Source organism: Bradyrhizobium sp. P3_C3, assembly GCF_056402655.1.
Genome location: NZ_JBFUGY010000024.1, coordinates 42,867 through 64,378 on the forward strand (window position 1 = coordinate 42,867; position 21,512 = coordinate 64,378).

Genomic DNA, 21,512 nt, shown 5'->3' on the forward strand with positions numbered 1-21,512 from the left:
GAGCGGGCGGTATGGCTCCCGCACCCCCAGTCCTGACAAACGTCATCGTCGCGTCAAAGAACGCGTCGGGAGGTATGCCGGGACATGTTGCAGGCGGTCAAATCCGCAAATCCGGGAAGTGGCGATGAGCCGTGGGTCGGGCGTTCGATCGAGCGCGTCGAAGACGCCGCGCTGCTGTCTGGCCGCGGCCGCTTCATCGACGATCTCGGTGTCCAGCCCGGCACGCTACACGCGACGATCCTGCGCTCGCCGCATGCGCATGCCGATATTCTCTCCATCGATGTTGAAGCCGCGAAGCGTCTGCCGGGCGTCGCCGCGGTTCTGACCGGCAGCGACGTCAAGGCCGTCACGACGAGCCTCGTCGTTGGCGTGAAGGCGCCGGTGGAGTGTTGGCCGATCGCGATGGACCGCGTGCGCTATGTCGGCGAGCCGGTCGCTTTGGTCGTCGCAACTGACCGTGCGCGCGCCGAGGATGCGGGCGAGCTGATCAATGTCGAGTATCGCCCGCGGGCTGCCGTCATCGATCCGCTCGGGACTCTCGCATCAGGCGCGCCGGTGCTGCACGAAGGCTTTCCCGGCAATCTCGCCAGTGACCGCCATTTCCGCTACGGCGATCCTGAAAAGGCCTTCGCGGAGGCGCCGCATCGCTTCTCGATCGACATCCGCTATCCCCGCAATTCCTGCACGCCGATCGAGACCTATGGCGTCGTCGCCTCGCACGATGCCGGCGAGGATGCCTATGAGGTTCTCGCCAATTTCCAGGGCCCGTTCAGCATCCACACCGTGATTGCGCGCGCGTTGAAAGTGCCTGGCAATCGGCTGCGGCTGCGCACGCCGCCTGATTCCGGCGGCAGCTTTGGCGTCAAGCAGGGGGTGTTTCCCTACATCGTGTTGATCGCGGCGGCAGCGCGCGTCACGGGACGGCCGGTGAAGTGGATCGAGGACCGGCTCGAGCATCTCACCGCATCGGTATCGGCGACCAACCGCGCGACGACGTTGTCGGCGGCGGTCGCAGCAGACGGAAAGATCCTCGCGCTGGACTGGGACCAGGTCGAGGATTGCGGCGCGCATCTGCGCGCGCCTGAGCCTGCCACGCTCTACCGCATGCACGGCAATCTGACCGGCGCCTACGACATCCGCCACGTCAAGATTCGCAACCGCGTCGTCGTCACCAACAAGACGCCAACCGGTCTCAACCGCGGCTTTGGTGGCCCGCAGGTCTATTTCGCACTGGAACGGCTGGTGCAGCGCATCGCGATCGGCCTCGGCCTCGATCCGCTCGACGTCATCAGGCGCAATCTGATTGACGCCGGCGCGTTTCCCTATCGCACGGCGACCGGTGCCTTGCTCGATTCCGGTAACTACCAGGACGCAGTTGCGCTCGCAGTCGAGCAGGGCAGGCTCGCGGAGCTGAGGGCGAAGCGCGATGAGGCGCGGGCGCAGGGGCGGCTCTACGGGATCGGCTTCACCGCGGTGGTCGAGCCCAGCGTCTCCAACATGGGCTACATCACCACCGTGCTGACGGCGGCCGAGCGCCGCAAGGCGGGTCCCAAGAACGGCGCGCAGGCAACCGCAACCGTCGGCCTCGATCCGGTCGGCAGCGTCATCGTTCACGTCGCCTCCGTGCCGCAGGGGCAGGGCCATCGCACGGTGCTGTCTCAGGTCGTTGCCGACGCCTTCGGGCTTCAGCCTAAGGATATCCGCGTCAACACCGAGATCGACACCGCCAAGGACGCCTGGTCGATCGCGTCCGGTAACTACGCCAGCCGTTTCGCCGCAGCCGTGGCGGGCACGGCAAAGCTCGCCGCTGAGCGCGTCGCCGGCAGGCTCGCCCGCATCGCCGCAAGCCAGTTGAACGTCGAAGCCGCCGACATCGTGTTTGCGAAAGGCTTCGTTGCCTCCAGGCACAATCCGGAGAACCGGATCGCGTTCTCGCGCGTCGCAGCGCTCAGCCATTGGTCGCCAGGCTCGCTGCCTGATGATGCCGGCCAGACCATCCGCGAGACCGTGTTCTGGACGCCGCCGGAGCTGACGCCGCCCGACGACGAGGACCGCATCAACTCCTCGCTCTGCCACGGCTTCATCTTCGATTTCTGCGGCGTCGAGATCGATCCGACGACGCTGGAGACGCGAATCGACCGCTACGTCACCATGCACGACTGCGGCACCATCCTGCATCCCGCCATGGTCAACGGCCAGATCCGCGGTGGCTTTACGCAAGCGCTCGGCGCCGCGCTCTACGAGGAATATGCCTACGCCGAGGACGGCAGCTTTCTGACGGGAACGCTCGCCGACTATCTGCTGCCGACCACGACAGAGGTGCCGGAGCCGCAGATCATCCACATGGAGACGCCGTCGCCGTTCACGCCGCTCGGCGCAAAAGGCGTCGGTGAGGGCAATTGCATGTCCACACCCGTCTGCCTCGCCAATGCGGTCGCGGACGCGCTCGGCATTGCCGATATCACCTTGCCGCTGGTGCCGGCGCGGCTTGCAGAGCTGGTGCGCGGTGCCGAACCGCCGCCTCCCGCTGGCGGCGCGACGGCTGCGCCTGTGCGCGAAGGCGACCGGCGGCTGCGCGGTGAGGGGCAGGCCTCGGTAAAGGGGCCGCCCGAGCAGGTCTGGGCGATGCTGCTCGATCCCGCCACCCTGCAATCGGTCATTCCTGGCTGCCAGCGCGTCGACAAGATCACCGACACGCATTTCCGCGCCGACGTCACGCTCGGCATTGGCCCGGTCAGCGGGCGGTATCGCGCCGATGTCGAGCTGTTCGATCTCGATCCGCCGCGCGCGGTCACCCTGCGCGGCGGCGCCACCGGCGCGCTCGGCTTCGGTAATGCCGAGGGACGTATCACGCTCGCGCCCGACGGCAAGGGCGGAACGAAGCTGACCTACAGCTATGACGCTGCGATCGGCGGCAAGGTGGCGAGCATCGGCGGTCGCCTGCTCGACGGCGCGACGCGCGTCATCATCGGCCAGTTTTTCACCGCACTGGCCCGCAAGGCTGGCGGTGGTGGTGCGGAGGGTGGCGGCTTCTCGCTCTTCGCGCTGCTGGCAAAGGTGGCGAGCCTGTTCGGGGGGCGCCGATGAAGCCGCCCGCATTCGACTATCTCCGCGCCGCAACCGTCGGCGAGGTCCTCGAAGGCCTCGCGCAGCAAGGTGGCGATGCCCGCGTGCTCGCCGGCGGCCAGTCGCTGATGGCGATGCTCAACATGCGTCTCGCCAAGCCGAAGCTGCTGATCGACATCATGCGTCTGAAGGAGCTCCGCCAGATCGAGCGGAAGGGCGATGCCGTCACCATCGGCGCCGGCGTGCGCCAGGCTGATCTCCTGGCGTGGCCTGACCTCGCCGAGGCGCTGCCGCTGGTTGCACTGGCGCTGCCCTGGGTCGGGCACATGCAGACCCGCAGCCGCGGCACAATCTGCGGCTCGCTCGCGCACGCCGATCCCAGCGCCGAAATGCCGCTGACGCTGGTTGCGCTTGGTGGTGAGGTGCTGTTGCGCAGTGCCAAGCGTCGTCGCCGCGTCGCAGCCAAGGACTTCTTCGCCGGCATGATGCTGACCGCGCGCGTCGATGACGAACTGATCGAAGGAATCTCGCTGCCCGCCGTCAAGGGATCGCGCTTCGCCTTCCGCGAGGTCGCGCGGCGCCACGGCGATTTCGCCATTGTCGCCTGCGCGGCGATGAAGACACCGACGGGCGTGCGTATCGCCGTTGGCGGCGTCGCCGACGTTCCGACTGTGCGCGATTGGCCGCGGCTGGAGGGCAGCGCGCTCGACGATGCCCTCAATGCCTTCGCCTACGAGCTCGGCGCCCGCGACGACGTCCACGCCACCGCGCGCTACCGGCGCGACCTTGTGCGCATGATCGGTCGCGATCTGATCGGCGAGGTGCTGCAATGACGCGTCTCAAGGCAGATCAGCGCCATGCCGTCCGTTTCTCGCTCAACGGCAAGCCGGTCGAGGGCGAGGCGGAGCCGCGCATGCTGCTCTCCGATTTCCTGCGCCACCAGCTGGGAGCGACCGGCACCCATGTCGGCTGCGAGCACGGCGTCTGCGGCGCCTGCACTGTTGTCGTCGACGGCATGCTGACGCGGTCGTGCCTGACGCTCGCTGCGCAGGTCGATGGTTGCGAGCTCAGGACCGTCGAAGGCCTCGCACCGTCGGCAGACCGGCTCGGCGTGCTGCAGCAGGCGTTCCGCCGCAACCACGCGCTCCAGTGCGGCTTCTGCACCGCCGGCATTTTGATGTCGCTCGACCACTATCTCGCCAGGAACCCGGCGCCGACCGAGGCCGAGATCCGCGACCTCCTTAGCGGACATATCTGCCGCTGCACCGGCTACACACCGATCATCCAGGCGGCGCTCGAAGCCGCCGCCGAACTCGCTTCATCCAAAAAAGAGACGTCCGATGCTTGATCTCGCCAGCAGCTTCATCGCCAGCGCCGCGCGCGATCCCCATGCGATTGCGTTGGTCGACGGTGATCTGCGCCTGACCTACCGCCAATGGTACGGCAAGATCTCTGCGCTCGTGGCATCGTTCGACCGCCTTGGCCTCAAGCCCGGCGATCACGTCGTCACGCTGCTGCAAAACCGCTGGGAAGCGGCGACGCTGCACTGGGCCTGCCAGTTCGCAGGCCTCGTGATCACGCCGATCAACTGGCGCGCCAAGGCCGACGAGCTCGATTACTGCATCGAGAATGCCGAAGCCTGCGCGATTGTCTATCAGGATATCTCTGCCGAGGCGGTGCAGGGCTCGGGGTTGGCAGGCAAGCCGCTGCGTGTTTCCGTCGATCCCGGGACGGGGGAGGCCACCAGCTTTGCCGATCTGATCAAGGACAGCGCGCCGGACGCCGAGCCGCGTGTCGGCACCGATGCCTGGTCGATCATGCTCTACACATCAGGCACGACCTCGCGGCCGAAGGGCGTGCCGCGGCGGCATCGCGCCGAACGCGCCGCGGCGATCGCCCATGTCGCGCAAAATCTCTACGGCCGCGGCGAGCGCACGCTCGGCGTGATGCCGCTCTACCACACCATGGGCGTCCGCTCGCTGCTGGCGATGTCGCTGATCGGCGGCACTTTCATCTGCCTGCCGCGCTATGACAGCCGCCAGGCCCTGGCCCTGATCGAGAAGGAGGAAATCACCAACCTCTATCTGGTGCCGACGCTCTATCACGACCTCGTTCATCACGAGGCCTTCTCTAAGACCGACGTCTCCAGCGTCCGCAAGCTCGGTTTTGCCGGCGCCTCGATGACCGACGGCCTTCTCAAGAAGCTGAACGAGGCGTTCAAGCCAGAGTTGTTCGTCAATCACTACGGCAGCTCCGAGATCTACACCTTTACGATCGACCAGGATGCCGCGGCAAAGCCCGGCTCGGCCGGCAAGGCCGGGCTGAACCAGCACGTCAAGGTCGTGCGCATCGGCGCGAAGTCGGTCGCGGAGCTTGCTGCGGTCGGCGAGGAGGGCGAGATTATCGCGACGCTCGCCGGCGACGAGGCCTTCGAGGGCTACTGGCGCCGTCCTGAAGCCGACGCCAAGTCGCTGCGCGAGGGCTGGTACTTTACGGGCGATACCGGCTTCGTCGATCCCGACGGCGACCTGTTCGTCACCGGGCGCGTCGACGACATGATCATCACCGGCGGCGAGAACGTCTCGCCGGTCGAGATCGAGAGCTGCCTGTCGCTGCATCCGGCGGTCGACGAGGTTGCAGTGGTCGGCGTCGCCGACGAGAAATGGGGCAAGGTCGTCGCCGCCTTCGTCAAGCGCAATCGCCCTGTGTCGGACGTCGAGCTGGAGCAGTTCTGCCGGACCACGGGTCTTGCCAATTTCAAGCGGCCTCGGCGCTACGTTTTCGTCGACGCCATTCCCAAATCGCCGGTCGGCAAACTGCTGCGGCGACTGCTCGTCGCCGGTGAATACGAGGCTGAGCGCCTGCCGCCATCAGACGCCGCCTGATCAATAACCATCAACAGAAGGAAACCAAGATGCCGTCAGCCTATACGTTTACCGATCCCCGCCTCGCAAAGCTCGACGGGTTCAAGGTCGAAATCGACGAGGCGCATGAGCGCGCCGACATCATCTTAGGGAGGCCGCCCTACAATGTCGTGGCGATGCCGCAGCGTGACCAGCTGCGCCTGACCTTCGAAACGCTGGACGAGGATCCGCGGGTGCGCGTTATCGTGGTGCGCGGCGAGGGCGAGCATTTCTCCAGCGGCGGCAATATCGGCGGCTTCATGGAAGCGAGCCCCGAGCGCGTCTCCAAGCTCGCCTGGAACATCGCCGCGCCTGCACGTTGCGCCAAGCCCGTGATCGTTGCCAATCGCGGCTATTGCTTCGGCGTCGGCTTCGAATTGTCACTCGCCTGCGACTTCCGCATCGCCTCGGAGACCACGCAATACGCGTTGCCGGAGCAGAAGCTCGGCCAGATCCCGGGCTCGGGCGGCTCGGCTCGCTTGCAGAAGATGGTCGGCATCACCCGCACCAAGGACATCGTGATGCGCTCCAAGCGTATCTCGGCCAAGCAGGCGTTCGACTGGGGCATCGCCACGGAGTGTGTGCCGGATGCAGAGCTGGAGAAGGCGACCGACAAGCTGGTCGACGAGCTCCGCACCTTCTCGCCGCTGGCGCAACGTACCGCCAAGAAGCTCCTCAACGACACCGAGGATTCGACGCTCACGATCGCGATCGAGCTCGAAGGCCATTGCTACAGCCGCCTGCGCCAGTCGGAAGACTTCAAGGAAGGCGTCGAAGCCTTTAACGCCAAGCGTCCGCCGAAGTTCACCGGGCGCTGATGCGCGACAAAACTGCCGCGGTTCGCAATGACGCGAACCGCGGCTCTATCAAAACGGGGGAGGTAAAACAACATGGCTGAGATGGATATGCCGGTCGCGGGCGCACAGGCGTCGGCCGATAACAAGCAGATGGTCAATGCGATCATCGCATCGGTGCTCGGATGGGCGCTGGATCTGTTCGATTTGTTCATTTTGCTCTACGTGGCGCCGGTCGTCGGCGCGCTGTTCTTTCCGTCGAGCAACCCAGCGCTGTCGCTGGCTGCGGTCTACGGCTCTTTCGCCGTGACGCTCCTGATGCGGCCGCTGGGCTCGGCGGTGTTCGGGCATTATGCCGACGTGCACGGCCGCAAGCAGGCCATGCTGATCGCCATCATCGGCGTCGGCATCAGCACGGCGGCGTTCGGCCTGCTGCCGACCATCGCCCAGGTCGGCGTGATCGCGCCGATCCTCTTCCTGATCCTGCGTCTGGTGCAGGGCATCTTCGTCGGCGGCGTCGTGGCCTCCACCCACACCATCGGCACCGAGTCGGTGCCGGCGCAATGGCGCGGCGCGATGTCGGGTCTGGTCGGCGGCGGTGGCGCCGGCATCGGTGCGCTGCTCGCGTCCTTCATCTTCCTGATCACGTCGTCGATCTTCCCCGGCGATGCCTTCGCGGTATGGGGCTGGCGCTTCATGTTCTTCTCGGGGCTGCTGAGCTCGCTGCTCGGCTGGTTCATCTTCCGCAACCTCGAGGAGTCGCCTTACTTCAAGGAGCTCAAGCGCCAGCAGGGTAACAAGCAGGCGAAGGTCTCGAAGGCGCCGGTCAGGGACGTGTTCTCCGGCGAGTATCGCGGCGTGCTGCTGGTCAACCTTCTCATCACCTTCGGTGGCGGCGCCGGCTATTACCTGACCTCGGGCTACCTGCCGAGCTTCCTGAAAGTCATCAATGCGGTCCCGAACCAGACCTCGTCGTTGATCCTGATGGGCGCGAGCGTGTCGGCGTTCTTCTCGGCCGTGCTGGTCGGCGCGCTGAGCGATCGTATCGGCCGCAAGAAGACGTTCCTCATCATCGGTGTCCTGGCCGCGGTGCTGCTGCCGCTGTGCTATCTCAATCTCGGGGCGACCAAGGACACGACGCAAATCACGCTCTATGCGCTCGCGATCGCCTTCATCGGCAATGCCGGCTATGCGCCGGTGCTGATCTTCCTCAACGAGCGTTTTCCGACCGCGTTGCGCGCTAGCGGCACGGGTCTGTCGTGGAACATCGGCTTTGCGCTGGGCGGCATGATGCCGACCTTCGTCTCGCTGGTGAGCGGCAGCCCTGCGGAGATCCCGATGTCGCTGGCCTACTTCGCAGTCGGCGTGTTCGTGATCTACCTGATTGGTGCGGTCGTGATCCCCGAGACCAAGGGTAACTTCCGCTGAGCCGAATCGGCGCGGCCGCATTCGTGGCCGCGCCGATCCATCGAATTGCGCGATGAGACGGGAATGGATGGGCTGCATTTCGACGACGTGATCGTCGGTGGCGGATCGGCGGGCTGCGTGCTCGCCAATCGGCTTTCCGCAGACGGAAGCCGCCGCGTGCTTCTGATCGAAGCCGGGATGGACACGCCGCCCGAGGCGACGCCGCCGGAAATCCTCGACAGCTATCCGATGACGCTGTTCTTCGGCGACAAATACATCTGGCCGGGCCTGTCAGCGGCCGCCGGCCGCAATGCCGAGGGCAAGCCGGTCGTCCGCGCCTACGAGCAGGGCCGGGTGATGGGCGGTGGCTCCAGCATCAACGTGCAATCGGCCAATCGCGGCCTGCCGCGTGATTATGACGAATGGCGCGATCTCGGCGCGCGCGGCTGGGGATGGGCGGATGTGCTGCCGTACTTCCTCAAGCTCGAAACGGACCTGGATTTCCACGGCCCGCTGCATGGCAAGCACGGCCCAATCCCGATCCGCCGCATCGCGCGCGAGGCGATGCCGCCGTTTGGCAAGGCCGTGGGAGAGGCTTTGTCGGCAACCGGCCTGCTGTTCCGGAAAGACCAGAACGCCGAATTCGAGGACGGCATCTTTCCGCCGGCGTTTTCGAACCGTAACGACCGGCGCGTCTCGACCGCCGCCGGCTATCTCGACGCAGCAACGCGCGCGCGGCCGAACCTGACCATCTGGGCGGACAGCGAGGTCGAACAACTCCAGCTMGATGGCCGCCGCGCGAGGGGCGTGGTGGTCGCGCGGGGCGGGCAGAAGCTCGCCGTCGCCGCCGGCCGCGTGATCCTGACCGCAGGCGCGCTGCAATCGCCGGCGATCCTGATGCGGGCGGGCATCGGCCCGGGTGCGGCGCTGCAAGCGCTCGGCATTCCCGTGGCGATCGATCTGCCCGGCGTCGGCAGCAATCTGCGCGATCATCCCGCACTGACCTTCTGTCAATATTTGCCGCGGCGGTTGCGCTTGCCGCTTGCCCGGCGGCGTCCCAATTTCGCGGCGATGCGCTTCTCGTCCGAACATCCCGGCTGCGACGCCTCCGACATGTACATCACGGCCTCGGCGCGCGGCGGGTGGCATGCGCTGGGCACGCGGCTTGGTCTCTACTTTCTCTGGTGCAACCGGCCGTATTCGAGCGGCTCGCTCACGCTGGCGAGCAGCGACCCGAAAACCTATCCTGTTGTCGATTTCAACCTGCTGTCCGACCGACGCGATCTCGAACGGATGGTCGCGGCCGTCCGTCTGCTCGCGAAGCTTGTCGTTCATCCCGCGCTCAACCCGGAGGCGGGCGATTTCTTCCCGGCCTCCTTTTCTCCGCGTATCAAGCGGCTGAGCCGGTACGGCACCGGCAATCGCATCGTTGCGTCCATCCTCGGGCCAATGCTCGACATACCCGCGGGCCTCAGGGCGCTTCTGATCCGGCTCGTGCTGCTCAACGGCACGGCCTTCCAAGCGACGCTTGCCGACGATCGTGCCCTCGAAGCCTTCGTACGGCAAAGCGTGTTCGGAGTCTGGCATCCAGTGGGGACATGCCGCGTGGGCGATCCCGCCGACCGGATGGCGGTGGTCGATCCCGGGGGCCGAGTGATCGGCAGTGAGAACATTTTTGTGGCGGATGCCTCGATCATGCCGCGGCTGCCGACGGCCAATACCAACATCCCCGTGATCATGGCGGCCGAGAAGATCAGTGATGCCCTGCTGTCGCGAAATTAAGCTCTGTGCTGCGCCAGCGCGGAAACGCCGTCCTGCGTTAGGTATTCGAGTTCCACGAGGTCACTCCATTGGATTCGACTCCTGAACAGGAAGCGCCGCGACGACCGACTGCGGCATCGAGCGGTTCACGTTAGACCAGGCTCGATCTTCTTCGCTGCTGTTAGCCGAAAGTGGCCCGTGATGGATTGGAGCGAAGGTTAGATTGTTTCAATCAGTTAAAGGGCGGCGTGTGCATGACGTGTGCACCGGGAGATCAAGAAAAATCTTGCGCAGGCCGACGTGAGCAGTCGATTTGAAGCAGGCGGATTGGTCGCGGAAAGCGCAGCTTCTTTGCACTCACGCAGCGACCTATTCGATCAATGACACGACGTCCTGGGATGAGACCAACTGGCTCTTAATCAGCGGGCTCGGGTTCGAGCCTTTGCCGCGTCGGGCGCGAGCCCCCGCAGAAGCGCCAGGGCTCCAGAGACAAATCCTTTTGTCTTGCCGAAGCGCGTCGTCCTCTTGTTGCAAGACACCCGTCATCTTTGAAAGGACTATCTTGCCGCAAACGCCTAGCATATCCGGATCGTTGCCATCGTGACTGCGTGACATGAACACTCCCCGAGTTGAAAACCAGCGCGCCTCCACCAGCGTGCGATCGCCGATCATCGTCAATCAGCTTGGCCCGGACATTCGTGCGGCGCTGGTCGATCACTGGTCGCGCCCGCTGATCATCGATCATCCCGCCGATCGCGCGCCCTGGGATGTTGCTCCCGAAGCCGACGTGCTGCTGACGCGGCCGCTAGTGGGCTGGCACAAGGCGCCTGCGGAGAGGCCGGCCGGCTGGCCATTCGGCCTGCGCTGGATCCAGACGGCATCGACGGGCGTCGACTTCTTTCCGGCATGGCTGCTCGACGGTCCGGTGGTCACGGTCGGCCGCGGCATCTCGGCTGATCCGATCGCGGAATATGTCCTTGCGGCGATTCTCGGCTTCGAGAAGCGCATCCATGACATCCGGCCGCGCAGCCGCGAGCAGTGGAAGATCAGCCCGCTGGGCTCGCTCACCGGCAAGACGATCGGGATTGCCGGCTTCGGCGCGATCGGCCGCGCAGTCGCCGAGCGGGCCAAGCCGTTCGGTGTCAACATCAGGGTTCTCAGGCGCTCGGCCTGGCCATATGTCCTTCCGGGCATCCAGCCGGTTGATAGCGTCGAGGAACTGGTCGCGGTTTCCGATCATCTCGTCCTTGCTCTGCCGGCGACGACCAAGACCGCGCGTCTGATCAACGCCGATGTGCTGGCGCGGGCCAAGACGTCGCTGCACCTAATCAATGTCGCGCGTGGGCGGATCGTCGATCAGAGGGCGCTGTTGCAGGCGCTCGACGAGGGGCGGATTGCCGGCGCGACACTCGACGTCACCGATCCCGAGCCGCCGCCGGAGGGCGATCCGATCTATCGCCATCCCAAGGTCGTCCTGACCCCGCATGTGTCATGGACGGGTGGCGAGGATGCCAAGCGGCTGGCCGACAAGACGCTGGTCAACCTCGACGCCTACGCCCATGGCGTGGCGCTGGCCGACGTCTTCGACAAGAATCTCGAATACTAAAAAAGGAAAGGCAACAATGAACAAGGTCGTCGAGAAGCCCAAGAAATACTCTCTGGTCGAGCGCGCGCCGGCCGCGACGTTCGAGGAAGAGCGGCTGCACCGCAAACAGCGGCTTGCCGCAACATTCCGCCTGTTCTCGCGCTACGGCTTCGATCAGGGGCTCGCAGGCCATGTCACCGTGCGCGATCCGGAGTTTCCCGAGCGGTTCTGGATCAATCCGCTGTCGAAGCATTTCAGCCAGATCAAGGTCTCCGACCTTCAGCTCGTCGATCACGATGGCAACATCCTGATCGGTGACAAGCCGATCAACCAAGCCGGCTTCGTGATTCACTCCGCGATCCACGCCGCGCATCCTGAGGTGATCGCGGCCGCGCACACCCATTCGACTTATGGCAAGGCCTGGTCGGCGCTCGGCCGCCTGCTCGATCCGCTGACGCAGGATTCCTGCGCCTTCTACGAGGATCACGTGCTGTTCGATCCGTTCTCCGGCGTCGTGCTGGAGGCGGAAGAGGGCCGCAAGATCGCGCAGGCGCTGGGATCGAAGAAGGCGGCCATCTTGCAGAACCACGGCCTGCTCACGGTCGGACCGACCATCGAGGCTGCCGCCTGGTGGTACATCGCCATGGACAATGCTGCGCGCGCCCAGCTGCTTGCGGAAGCCGCCGGAACGCCAAAGCCGATCCCGCACGAGATCGCTAGCCTGACCTCGCGGCAGGTCGGAACGCACAAGGGCGGCTATTTCAGCTTCCAGCCGTTGTGGGACTGGATCACCGAGGCGGAACCGGATCTATTCAATTAGGGATCGAGGCTTCCGAGCCGGGCCGATGACCCGGCTAGCCGAATTGCGCCATGCTCCAACATCGTGAGATATAACGGCGGGCGGCTCATCGCGCTTGTGCAAGTGGCCGCCGCAGCGGTGAGGAGCAGGGCGACATGGTCAATGGTCTGCCAAGCGAAGTTGAAGTCATCACATTGTTCGTCGATGACATTGCGTCGTCGAAAGCGTTTTACGCCAAGGTTTTCGCGTCCGAGACGGTCTGGGAAGATGCGGTCTCATCCGTGCTTCGATTTGGTGGGCTCCTGGTCAATCTTCTCGACGCGTCTCAGGCACCGCCGCTTGTCGAGCCGCTGCGTGTCGCGCTGTCCTCCGCAGGGGCGCGCGCACTCCTGACGATCAGGGTCGTCGACGTCGATCAGGTCTGCTCAGCCCTGCGGGAGATTGGCGTCGATCTGCTCAATGGCCCGATCGACCGTCCGTGGGGGCGACGAACTGCGTCCTTTGCCGACCCCTCAGGCCATGTCTGGGAGATCGCGCAGCTGATTGAGCGGAAATAGCAGCCTGCTGCCGGCCCGCCGATCGCTACAGCGTCCCACAGACGCGATTGACCAGTTCGATGAACCAGCGCAGCGGCGGATTGGCCATGGCGCGGCGCGTGTGGAGAAGGTCGATGGTGAATGGCTCCACATCGTAGGGAATCGGAACGACAGACACGCCGGCGGCTGTCGCGAAGCGGCGCGCGACGCGCTCGGCCATGGTTGCCACGAGATCGGTGCCGGCGACGGCAAACGGCACCGCGACGACATGGGCGAGCGTGATCGCGGTCCGGCGCTTGCGTCCGTGCCGGCTCAGCATCGTGTCGATTGCGCCGGGAAGCCCGTCGCCGCCGGCGGAGGAGAACAGCACATGCGGGAGCCGCGTGTAATCGTCCTTGGTGAGACGGGCTTTCAGTGTGGCGCGTTTGGCGTCGCGAATGCAGACGAATCTCTCCGTGAAAAGCGTGGATCGGATGATGCGCGTGGAAGCGGGAAGATGGCCACCGATCAGCGCGTCGACATCGCCGTGTTCCAGGCTTGCGACACTCGCGGCCGGATCAATGATGGGGCGCACCACGAGATCGATACCAGGCGCCTCCCGCCGCAACGCCCCGACCAGTCGCGGCACCACGACGAGGTCGCCATAGTCGGTCGCCGCAATAGACAGGCGATGGCGGGCTGTTGCCGGATTGAAGGCTGATGTGGGTTCGAGCACGCCCCTGATCTGCCCCAGAGCGTCGCTGATCGGCCGCGCCAGCGCCAGCGCCTTGGCCGTCGGCTGCATGCCGGAGGCCGAGCGCACGAAGAGCTCATCGCCAAACAGCGCACGCAGCCGCGTCAGCGTGCTGCTCATGGAGGGCTGCGCCAGGCCGATGCGTTGGCCGGCGCGGGTCACATGGCGTTCCTCCATCAGCGCCTCGAAGGCAACCAGGAGGTTGAGGTCGACGGAAGCCAAATTCATTTGAGCGATGATAGATATAGTAACAATCGATTTCAAGAATGATGCGGGGTGTGGTCTACTGGCGAAGACGACATGATTGGGCGCGGCGTATGCGATCCTCACTCCTGCACTTCATCCCGCGCGGACCGACATTGCTGGCGCTTGGCGTCCTGCTTGGATTGGCCTTTCCGGCTCTTGCGGACCTGGCTCGCCCCTTGATGGCAACCACGATCTTCCTGATCGTGCTGGGAACGCTGTTGCGGATCGACAGTCAGGCCGTCGTCGCAACGCTGCGACGGCCATCGCATTCCGTGCTCTTGCCGGCTGTCGTCATGGTGGCCTGTCCGCTCGTGATCGGTGTGGCCGGTCACGCCTTGAACCTTGGTCCGGAGATCGCGCTTGCGGCGGTGCTCGCCATCTCGGCGCCGCCATCGAGCGGAACGGCAGCGGTGGCACGCATGCTCGGGCTCGACGGGGCGGTGCCGCTCGTGGTGACGGTGTTGTCCATGGTGCTGGCTCCGGTCACCGTGCCGCTTCTTGCAGGCTGGTTCGGCGAACTCGAGATCAGCGCGCTCGAGCTCGCGCTTCGCCTGGCGCTGTTGATCGGCGGCGCCGAGGGGGTGGCTTTCCTGGTCCGCCGGCATGCAGCCCCGGTGCTGGCGGCCCGTGGCGGGATGGTCGACGGGATCATCGTCGCGGCGCTTCTCGTCTTTGCGGTGGCGACGATGGCTGACATTCGCGCGCAGATCGCGGCAGATGTGCAGGCCGCCATGCTCTGCCTCGGGCTCGCCTTCGCTTGCAATATCGCCCTTCAAGCAGCTGGTGCCGTGCTGCTGCCGGGCAATTTGGGCCAGCGGCTGACCGTCGGGCTCATCCTCGGCAACCGTAATGTCGGCCTGGTCTGGTCGGCGCTGGGTGCTGCCGCCTCGCCACGCATGGCGCTATACTTCGCCGCGACGCAATTTCCGATCTACCTCCTGCCGCGCCTGATCGAGACATTGATCGGCCGGGACACTGGAAAGGCCAAGCCGTGACCACGCCCCGTCTTACCCGCGAACATGCCTCGCATTTTGCCAACATCGCGCTCGGCCATGTCGGGCGCGAATATCCCAATAACGTTGACCATGCGCTGGCTGAACCGGCGGATGCCCGCACGCCGAGCCAACTGCATCCGATCTTCTACGGCAGCTACGACTGGCATTCCTGCGTCCACAGCTACTGGATGCTGGCGCGACTGCTGCGCAGGTTTCCCGACTTTGCGGCAGCCTCCGACATCCGCGCTCTCTTCGATACGCAATTCGTGCCCGAGAAGGTCGCCGCCGAACGTGCTTACTTCGCCCGCCCGACTGCCCGCGGCTTCAAGCGGCCGTATGGCTGGGCCTGGCTCCTGAAGCTCGCGACTGAACTGGCGCTCCATCCTGACGATCGCTGGAGCCGCAATCTCGCGCCGCTGGCCGAGGTCATCGCGCAACGCTTTCGCGACTTCCTGCCGTTGGCGTTCTATCCCGTACGCGTCGGCACCCATTTCAATACGGCGTTTGGCCTGCGGATGGCGGCAGACTACGCCGCCATCAAAAAGGATGAAGCGCTCGCCAGGTTGCTGCACGAGACTGGCCAGCGCTGGTATGGTGAGGACAGCGACTGCCCCGCCTGGGGTGAGCCGAGCGGCGACGACTTCCAGTCCTCGGCTCTTATCGAGGCCGAATGCATGCGGCGCCTGTTGCCTCCGGACGCGTTCCTGCCCTGGTTCGATCGGTTTCTGCCGCGGCTGGTCGAACGACGGCCGGCAACGCTGTTCAAGCCTGCGACGGTCACCGATCGCACCGACGGCAAGATCGCTCATCTCGACGGGCTCAATCTCAGCCGCGCTTGGTGCTGGCGCTCTCTCGGCGACGCCTTGCCGGCAGGCGACCCCCGCCGCGTCGTTGCTCATGAAGCGGCGCGCGAGCATCTGGCCGCAGGCCTCCCCCATATCGCCGGTCACTACATGGGAGAGCACTGGCTCGCGAGCTTTGCCGTGCTCGCACTGGATGATGAGAACTGAGCGGGCAGGGGCCTTTCGCGGCTTATTCAATCCGCGGTCATGATCAACCGAAGGCGCGCGTGCGCATGTGTGCGACATCGTCGCCACCCGACGGGATCGACGCCAGCAGCGACCTCGTATAGGGCTGCTGAGGGTTGTCGAAGATGTCGGCGACGGCCCCGTGTTCGACGATGCGTCCGCGATGCATCACGGAGACGGTGTGGGCGAGCTGACGCACCAGCGCCAGGTCATGAGACACGAACACGTAGGTCAGGCCCAGAGTGGCCTGTAGCGAGAGCAGGACTTCGACGATGCCGGCCTGGACGCTGACGTCGAGCGCGGAGGTGGGTTCATCGAGGACGATTACGTCGGGCTTGAGGACCAGCGACCGGGCGATGGCCACGCGCTGGCGCTGGCCACCTGACAGGGCTCCGGGCTTGCGGGAGAGCAGGTGCTCGCCAAGTCCGACATCGGCCAACGCTTCGCGGACACGCTCATCCCGTTCCTTTCGCGTTCCGATCTTGAATCGATCGAGCGGCTCGCGCACGAGCCGCTCGATCGTCCAGGTCGGATCGAGCGAGGTGAACGGGTTCTGGTAGACCAGCTGAAGGTGGCGCCACACCGTCCGCAGTGCCTCGGGCGAGCGGCCGGTGATTTGTTCGCCTGCGACCGAGATGCTCCCGGTGTCGGGTCCCTCCAGTCCAAGCAGCAGCCGGACCGTCGTGGTCTTGCCCGAGCCCGATTCGCCGACCAGCGCGTGCGTGGTGCCAGCAGGGACGCTGAACGACAAATCGTCGACGGCCGTCAGCGCCTTGCCGTCGACTGTGAAGGTCTTCGTGACGGCGCTGACCTCGATCTTCGGTGCCTGGCCGGTCTTGAGGGAACGGAAGCCCGTGTCGCGCAGTGCGGCGTAACGGTCGGGGTTGAGGGCCGGGACATCCGCGCGCAGCCTCTTTGCGTAGGCCGACGCCGGCGAGGAGAAGACGGAAGCGGTCCGGCCAGCCTCCTGGATGACGCCGTCCTTGAGCACCACGAGCGAGTCCGCTCGCTCGGCGGCGATTGCAAGGTCGTGCGTGATGAGCAGCAGACTGATCTTGAGATCGTGCTGCAGCCGCGTGAGCAGGTCGAGGATCCGCTTCTGGATCGTGACGTCGAGCGCGGAGGTCGGCTCGTCCGCGACCAGCAGTGCCGGCCGTGGCAGGATCGCAAGGCCGATCAGCACGCGCTGGAGCATGCCGCCGGACAGCTGGTGCGGGTAGGAGTCGTAGACACGCAGGGGGGTGTCGAGCCCAACCTGGGCGAACGTCTCCAGGATGAGCTGCTTGCGGATCGCCTTGTCGGGCTCGTCGAGCAGCGCAGCCGACTCCTGCGCCTGGGCACCGATCGTCCGCACCGGGTTGAGTGAGTTGGCGGGATCCTGCGGGACGAACCCGATGGCTCGTCCCCGCAGCGGCCGGAAGCCGCGCTCGGAAATCCCCAGCACCTCCTGGCCGTCGAACGCGACGCGGCCGGTGGCGTGCCCGCCGCTGGGGAGCAGCCGCAGCACCGCGCGGGCGATCGTCGACTTGCCGGAACTGGACTCTCCGATGAGGGCGAGGCTCTCGCCGCGGCCGAGTTCAAAGCTCACGTTGGTTACGACCTCGTGCGGCCCATAGGAGACCGACAGGCCGTCGACCCGGAGCTGCGGAATCGACCGCAGCGGCGTCGGCGCGACGCGCTCGGCGCGGGTAAACGTGGCGGTCAGTCTGTCTTGCGGAGCCATCGGCTGATCCTGTTTGCGGAGAGGACGGTCGCGATCGTGACGAAGGCGGGGGCGTACACCAGCCACGGCCATTTGAGGTAGTCCTTGCCGATCGAGATCAGCAGGCCCCAGTCGGAGGCGGGAGGCGGATTGCCGTAGCCAAGGAAAGCAAGGCTGGCGATCACCAGGATCGACAGGCCGAACTGCAGCACCGCGAGCGGGAGCACCGAGCGCGATGCATTCGGCAGCACGTGCCGCAACAGAATGTGCCAGCGCGAGCCGCCCATCAGGAACGACGCCTCGACGAAAACGGCCTGCCGGGTCTTGATCACTTCCGAGCGCATCACCCGCGCGAACACGGCGACCGCCGAGACGCCGGTCGCAACCGCAGCGTTCGTGGTGTCGAAACCGATCGCGGTGACGACGATGACCGCCAGCAGGAAGTTCGGGATCGCCAGCAGCACATCCACCAGGCGGGCGAGCACGATGTCCATCCAGCCGCCGAGGAAGCCGGCCAGGAGGCCGATGAGCCCGCCGGCAACCGCGGCGATGACGACCGCGATGAGCGCGCTCGTCACCGAGGAGGCCGTGCCATAGACGACCCGGGTATAGAGGTCGCGACCGAGGTGATCGGTGCCGAACCAATGCGCTGCGCTGGGGCTGAGCAGCTTGTCAGCGGGGACGCCGCTGGCGGGATCATGACTGGTGAACAAGCTCGGCGCGAGCGACCAGGCGATTACGATCGCGATGACCGCGAATGCGAGCGCGACGGTTGGCGGCACCCGAAGGGCTGCCAGCCGGCTGATCGCCGTGATGCGTGGCGAGGAGGAAACGGAGACGAGTGTCATGGCGTCACCGCCTGGGAAAGTTTGGTGGAGCTCTCGTCGGCGGTGGTCGGGCGGACCTTGCGACCGCCGATCAGCTTCACGCGCGGGTCTAGCAGCGGGTAGACGAGGTCGGCGATCAAATTGACGAGCACGAACACCACTGCCGCAAGCGAGACGACCGCTTGCAGGACAGGCAGGTCCTGCGTGCTCACCGAACGCTGCACCAGGCTGCCGATGCCGGTGCGTCCGAACACCGTCTCGGTGATCAGCGAACCGCCGAGCAGTTCGCCGATGGCGAGTGCGATGACGGTGATGACCGGGAGCGAAGACGGCTTGAGCAGGTGCTTGGCAAAGAGGCGCATCTGCCCGAGCCCACGGCTGCGCGCARCGGCGGCGTATTCCTGCTCGGACTCGTTGTCGAGGTTCGCGATCAGCACCTCGGTGATCCGTGCGGAGATGGGGATGCCGAGCGCGACCGCGGCGAAGAAGGTCGTCCAGAAGCTGTCCGGCGCGATTACGCGAAAGAACCCGAGCTGGAAGCCGAAGATGTGGATCAGCACCAGGCCGATCACGAAGTTCGGCACCGACAGGAACAACGATGGGAAGCCACGCAGCAAGCCCTGGCCAAACCGTTTCGGAAGGAACTGGGTGCCGTAGGCGATCGTAGCCGCCAGCAGCAGCGCGATGGCGAAAGCTGCGGATGCGAGGATCAGTGTCGAAGGGAGAACCTCGGCGATCAGGGTTGTCACAGGCCGGTTGGATCGCATCGACAGGCCGAGGTCGCCGGTCACGAAGTTGGACAAGGACGCCCAGAGCTGGATCGGAATTGGCCGGTCCAGGCCTTGGGCGGCGATGATCTCCTTGATCTGATCCTCGCTGAATCCATTCTGCGGGTCGCGCAGCACGTTGGTGATGGGGTCACCAGGCAAAATACTGACGACGACGAAGGTGAAGACGTAAGCCAGCAGGATGACGACGACGGCTTGGGCGAAGCGCTTCGCGGCATAGGACAGGTAGGCGCTTCTCATGCCGGTCGCCTCCTCACGCTGCTTGTTTGCACTGCGGATTACTCGCCGATCGTTGCCGTGTAATAGCTGGCGTAGGCGATGCCGTTGTAGACCTCCCCCTTGAGCTTCGGGGACTGCACGTAGATCCGCTGGACGATCTGCGTGCGCGGGATGAAATAGCCCTGCTGGAGAACGTAGGTCTGCAACTCGTCGAGCAGCGGATTGCGAATGTCGAGAGAGGCCGCGCCGGCGATCTTGTCGCGCAGTTCATTGAGCTTCTTGTCGCTGTCGCCGAGGTTGAACCAGTTCTCGCCGTTGTTGGCGTCGGTGAGGATGCTGGCCACCGTGCCGGCGTCGATGAAGCTGCGCGTCACCTCGTAGGCCGGCACGGCCGGCCCGCCGAACCGGACCTTCTCGCCGAACGTCACGACGTCGTAGGCGCGAATGGTGACCTTCCAGCCGAGCTTGCCGAGTTGCTGGGCGATGAGCTCGTCGATCGACTTTGCCGTCGCAAGATAGGGGTTGGCGTGGAGCGTCAGCGACAGCTGCTTGCCGTCCTTGGTCCGGATGCCGCCAGCACCCTTGATCCAGCCGGCTTCGTCGAGAAGCTTCTCCGCCTTGCCGGGATTGTAGGCCAGGAGCTCGCTATGGTCGGTCGCACCCGGCACGTTGCTCTGGATGAAGGACGTCGCCAGCTTCCAGTCAGGCGTATAGACGGTATCGATGATCTCCTTCCGGTTGATGCCGGCCTGAAGAGCCTGGCGCACTTTCACGTCATTGTATGGCTCCAGCTTGGTGTTGATCGCGAGGCCGTTGACGAAACCGAGATAGCGCGGGGTCGCGACCGTGAAGCCCGCTTCCTTGAGCGATTTCAGTTCCTGCGGTGATGGGCTGTAGGCGACATCGGCCTGTCCCGACTGGACAGCGGCGACCCGCAGCGACGGCTCGGTCACGAGTTTGTAGGTGATCGAGTTGAGGTAGGCCGGACCGGTGTGGCCGACGGCTGCCGGCCCCCAATTGTAATCCTTGCGCTTGACCAGCTTGACGAAGTCGCCCTCTTTCCAGGAAGCGACCACATACGGGCCGCTGCCGGATGTCTTGGCCAGATCAGCCTGCTGCGCGGCGGGCTGCGCGATCGTCTTCGGGGAGATGAGGATAGAGCCGTGGTAGCCGAGCGTCGGGATAAACCCGAGCGTCGGCGCTTTGAAGACAACCTTCACTGTGGTGGCATCGACCGCCTCAGCATGGTCGTAAGTCTTCGGGAAGAGGCCAATCGGATTGATCCCCTCGTTCCGCCGGCCTGCGTGCCAGATGTCGAGATTGGCGACCACGGCTGACGCGTCGAGCGGTGTTCCGTCGGAGAAGGTCACACCCTTCTTGAGGTGCAGGGTGAACTGTATGGCCTCGCCGTTCTGCTCCCAGCTTTCGGCGATCCAGGGGCTGACCTTGCCGTCAGCATCGACATAGACGAGCTTGTCGGTCACGTGGCCCCAGATGTGGCCCTGGAAGCTGGAGATCGCGCTGTTGTTCGGAATCCAGGTGCTGCCGAGCGAGTCGATGAGGAAGGTGATGTCGCCGCCGTTCGGTGGAGCGCCGGCACTTCGCGCCGGAGAGAGGCCCGCCGTTGCCGTCACGGTCGCTGCTGCAATCACGGAGGCCGCAGCGAGGAGGCGGCGCCGGGAGAGCGAGAACATTGGGAAACGTGCGGTCATGAAGAGCCCCTGATGATTGATGCGCGATCAGGTCCCCGTTTCGCGAAAGCGTTACGGCACGATCAGCGTTTCCTCGTAGGAGAAGCGAAACAAAGGGACCTGGCCATTCCAAATTTCACTTGGGACAGACAACAAAAGCGTCGGGGGCGGGGCAGTGGACGCGATGGTCATTTTGTTTTCAGTGCGAACGCGCCCGATCTAGGTTTGTCCGTGACCGAACAGCGCAACGATTGCCGCTTCATTCGCGCGCCAACCCGAGTTCGGCGTCGAGACGGTCCTCTCAGGCGCATTATGTCGCGTGGCGCATAAAGACATTCTGCAAAAAGCCGAGCGCTGGAGAACGGCATGCTGGCGATCGAGAAATGAATGTTGCTGCTATCGTATTACGCGCGAAGCTTGCGTCGGTAGCGC

General features: G+C 65.1%; 17 protein-coding genes. 12 read left to right on the forward strand and 5 right to left on the reverse strand.

Features of this window, described 5'->3' with window-relative positions:
• Positions 1–84: 84 nt before the first annotated feature.
• The 10 genes from AC1DW2_RS25305 (at position 85) to AC1DW2_RS25350 (ending at position 12,872) form a co-directional block, all read left to right on the forward strand.
• Positions 85–3,087: a xanthine dehydrogenase family protein molybdopterin-binding subunit gene (locus AC1DW2_RS25305; protein ID WP_477007386.1), complete on the forward strand. Its 3,003-nt coding sequence runs from the start codon at positions 85–87 to the stop codon at positions 3,085–3,087.
• Positions 3,084–3,899 (forward strand): FAD binding domain-containing protein, encoded by an 816-nt coding sequence (locus tag AC1DW2_RS25310; protein WP_477007387.1) that lies wholly within the window; start codon positions 3,084–3,086, stop codon positions 3,897–3,899. The genes AC1DW2_RS25305 and AC1DW2_RS25310 overlap by 4 nt, the downstream gene beginning before the upstream one ends.
• On the forward strand, positions 3,896–4,414 hold the full coding sequence (locus AC1DW2_RS25315; RefSeq protein WP_166093438.1) for a (2Fe-2S)-binding protein: 519 nt from the start codon (positions 3,896–3,898) through the stop codon (positions 4,412–4,414). The genes AC1DW2_RS25310 and AC1DW2_RS25315 overlap by 4 nt, the downstream gene beginning before the upstream one ends.
• The gene (locus tag AC1DW2_RS25320; protein WP_477007388.1) at positions 4,407–5,951 is read left to right on the forward strand and encodes an AMP-binding protein; all 1,545 of its coding nucleotides are present in this window, start codon (positions 4,407–4,409) and stop codon (positions 5,949–5,951) included. The genes AC1DW2_RS25315 and AC1DW2_RS25320 overlap by 8 nt, the downstream gene beginning before the upstream one ends.
• A gap of 29 nt (positions 5,952–5,980) precedes the next feature.
• Positions 5,981–6,787, forward strand: coding sequence for an enoyl-CoA hydratase/isomerase family protein (locus tag AC1DW2_RS25325; RefSeq protein WP_477007389.1), 807 nt, complete (start codon positions 5,981–5,983; stop codon positions 6,785–6,787).
• A gap of 72 nt (positions 6,788–6,859) precedes the next feature.
• Positions 6,860–8,191, forward strand: coding sequence for an MFS transporter (locus AC1DW2_RS25330; RefSeq protein ID WP_477007390.1), 1,332 nt, complete (start codon positions 6,860–6,862; stop codon positions 8,189–8,191).
• A 63-nt stretch (positions 8,192–8,254) separates the two neighbouring features.
• Positions 8,255–9,952, forward strand: a complete 1,698-nt coding sequence (locus tag AC1DW2_RS25335; RefSeq protein WP_477007391.1) for a GMC family oxidoreductase — start codon at positions 8,255–8,257, stop codon at positions 9,950–9,952.
• A gap of 592 nt (positions 9,953–10,544) precedes the next feature.
• On the forward strand, positions 10,545–11,537 hold the full coding sequence (locus AC1DW2_RS25340; protein WP_477007392.1) for an NAD(P)-dependent oxidoreductase: 993 nt from the start codon (positions 10,545–10,547) through the stop codon (positions 11,535–11,537).
• Between the two features lie 16 nt (positions 11,538–11,553).
• Complete coding sequence (locus tag AC1DW2_RS25345) at positions 11,554–12,336, forward strand: class II aldolase/adducin family protein (RefSeq protein WP_183243337.1); 783 nt, start codon at positions 11,554–11,556, stop codon at positions 12,334–12,336.
• A 134-nt stretch (positions 12,337–12,470) separates the two neighbouring features.
• A complete protein-coding gene (locus AC1DW2_RS25350) occupies positions 12,471–12,872 on the forward strand; it encodes a VOC family protein (protein WP_477007393.1) in 402 nt (133 codons plus the stop codon).
• Positions 12,873–12,897: 25 nt separating this feature from the next.
• Here the strand turns inward: AC1DW2_RS25350 and AC1DW2_RS25355 are convergent, their stop codons facing one another.
• On the reverse strand, positions 12,898–13,812 hold the full coding sequence (locus AC1DW2_RS25355; RefSeq protein ID WP_477007394.1) for a LysR family transcriptional regulator: 915 nt from the start codon (positions 13,810–13,812) through the stop codon (positions 12,898–12,900).
• Positions 13,813–13,901: 89 nt separating this feature from the next.
• On the opposite strand from AC1DW2_RS25355, the gene AC1DW2_RS25360 reads away from it, so the two are divergent.
• Positions 13,902–14,825, forward strand: coding sequence for a hypothetical protein (locus AC1DW2_RS25360; RefSeq protein WP_477007395.1), 924 nt, complete (start codon positions 13,902–13,904; stop codon positions 14,823–14,825).
• Complete coding sequence (locus AC1DW2_RS25365; RefSeq protein WP_477007396.1) at positions 14,822–15,835, forward strand: DUF2891 domain-containing protein; 1,014 nt, start codon at positions 14,822–14,824, stop codon at positions 15,833–15,835. Before AC1DW2_RS25360 ends, AC1DW2_RS25365 begins: the two co-directional genes overlap by 4 nt.
• 43 nt (positions 15,836–15,878) lie before the next feature.
• On the opposite strand, the gene AC1DW2_RS25370 is transcribed toward AC1DW2_RS25365, so the two are convergent.
• The 4 genes from AC1DW2_RS25370 to AC1DW2_RS25385 are packed head-to-tail and all read right to left on the reverse strand — an operon-like array spanning position 15,879 to position 21,101.
• Complete coding sequence (locus tag AC1DW2_RS25370) at positions 15,879–17,576, reverse strand: dipeptide ABC transporter ATP-binding protein (RefSeq protein WP_477007397.1); 1,698 nt, start codon at positions 17,574–17,576, stop codon at positions 15,879–15,881.
• Entirely contained in the window at positions 17,555–18,403 is an 849-nt protein-coding gene (locus AC1DW2_RS25375; protein WP_477007398.1) for an ABC transporter permease, read from the reverse strand. The genes AC1DW2_RS25370 and AC1DW2_RS25375 overlap by 22 nt, the downstream gene beginning before the upstream one ends.
• Positions 18,400–19,410, reverse strand: coding sequence for an ABC transporter permease (locus AC1DW2_RS25380; protein ID WP_477007399.1), 1,011 nt, complete (start codon positions 19,408–19,410; stop codon positions 18,400–18,402). The genes AC1DW2_RS25375 and AC1DW2_RS25380 overlap by 4 nt, the downstream gene beginning before the upstream one ends.
• A 38-nt stretch (positions 19,411–19,448) precedes the next feature.
• Entirely contained in the window at positions 19,449–21,101 is a 1,653-nt protein-coding gene (locus AC1DW2_RS25385) for an ABC transporter substrate-binding protein (protein ID WP_477007400.1), read from the reverse strand.
• Positions 21,102–21,512 lie beyond the last annotated feature (411 nt).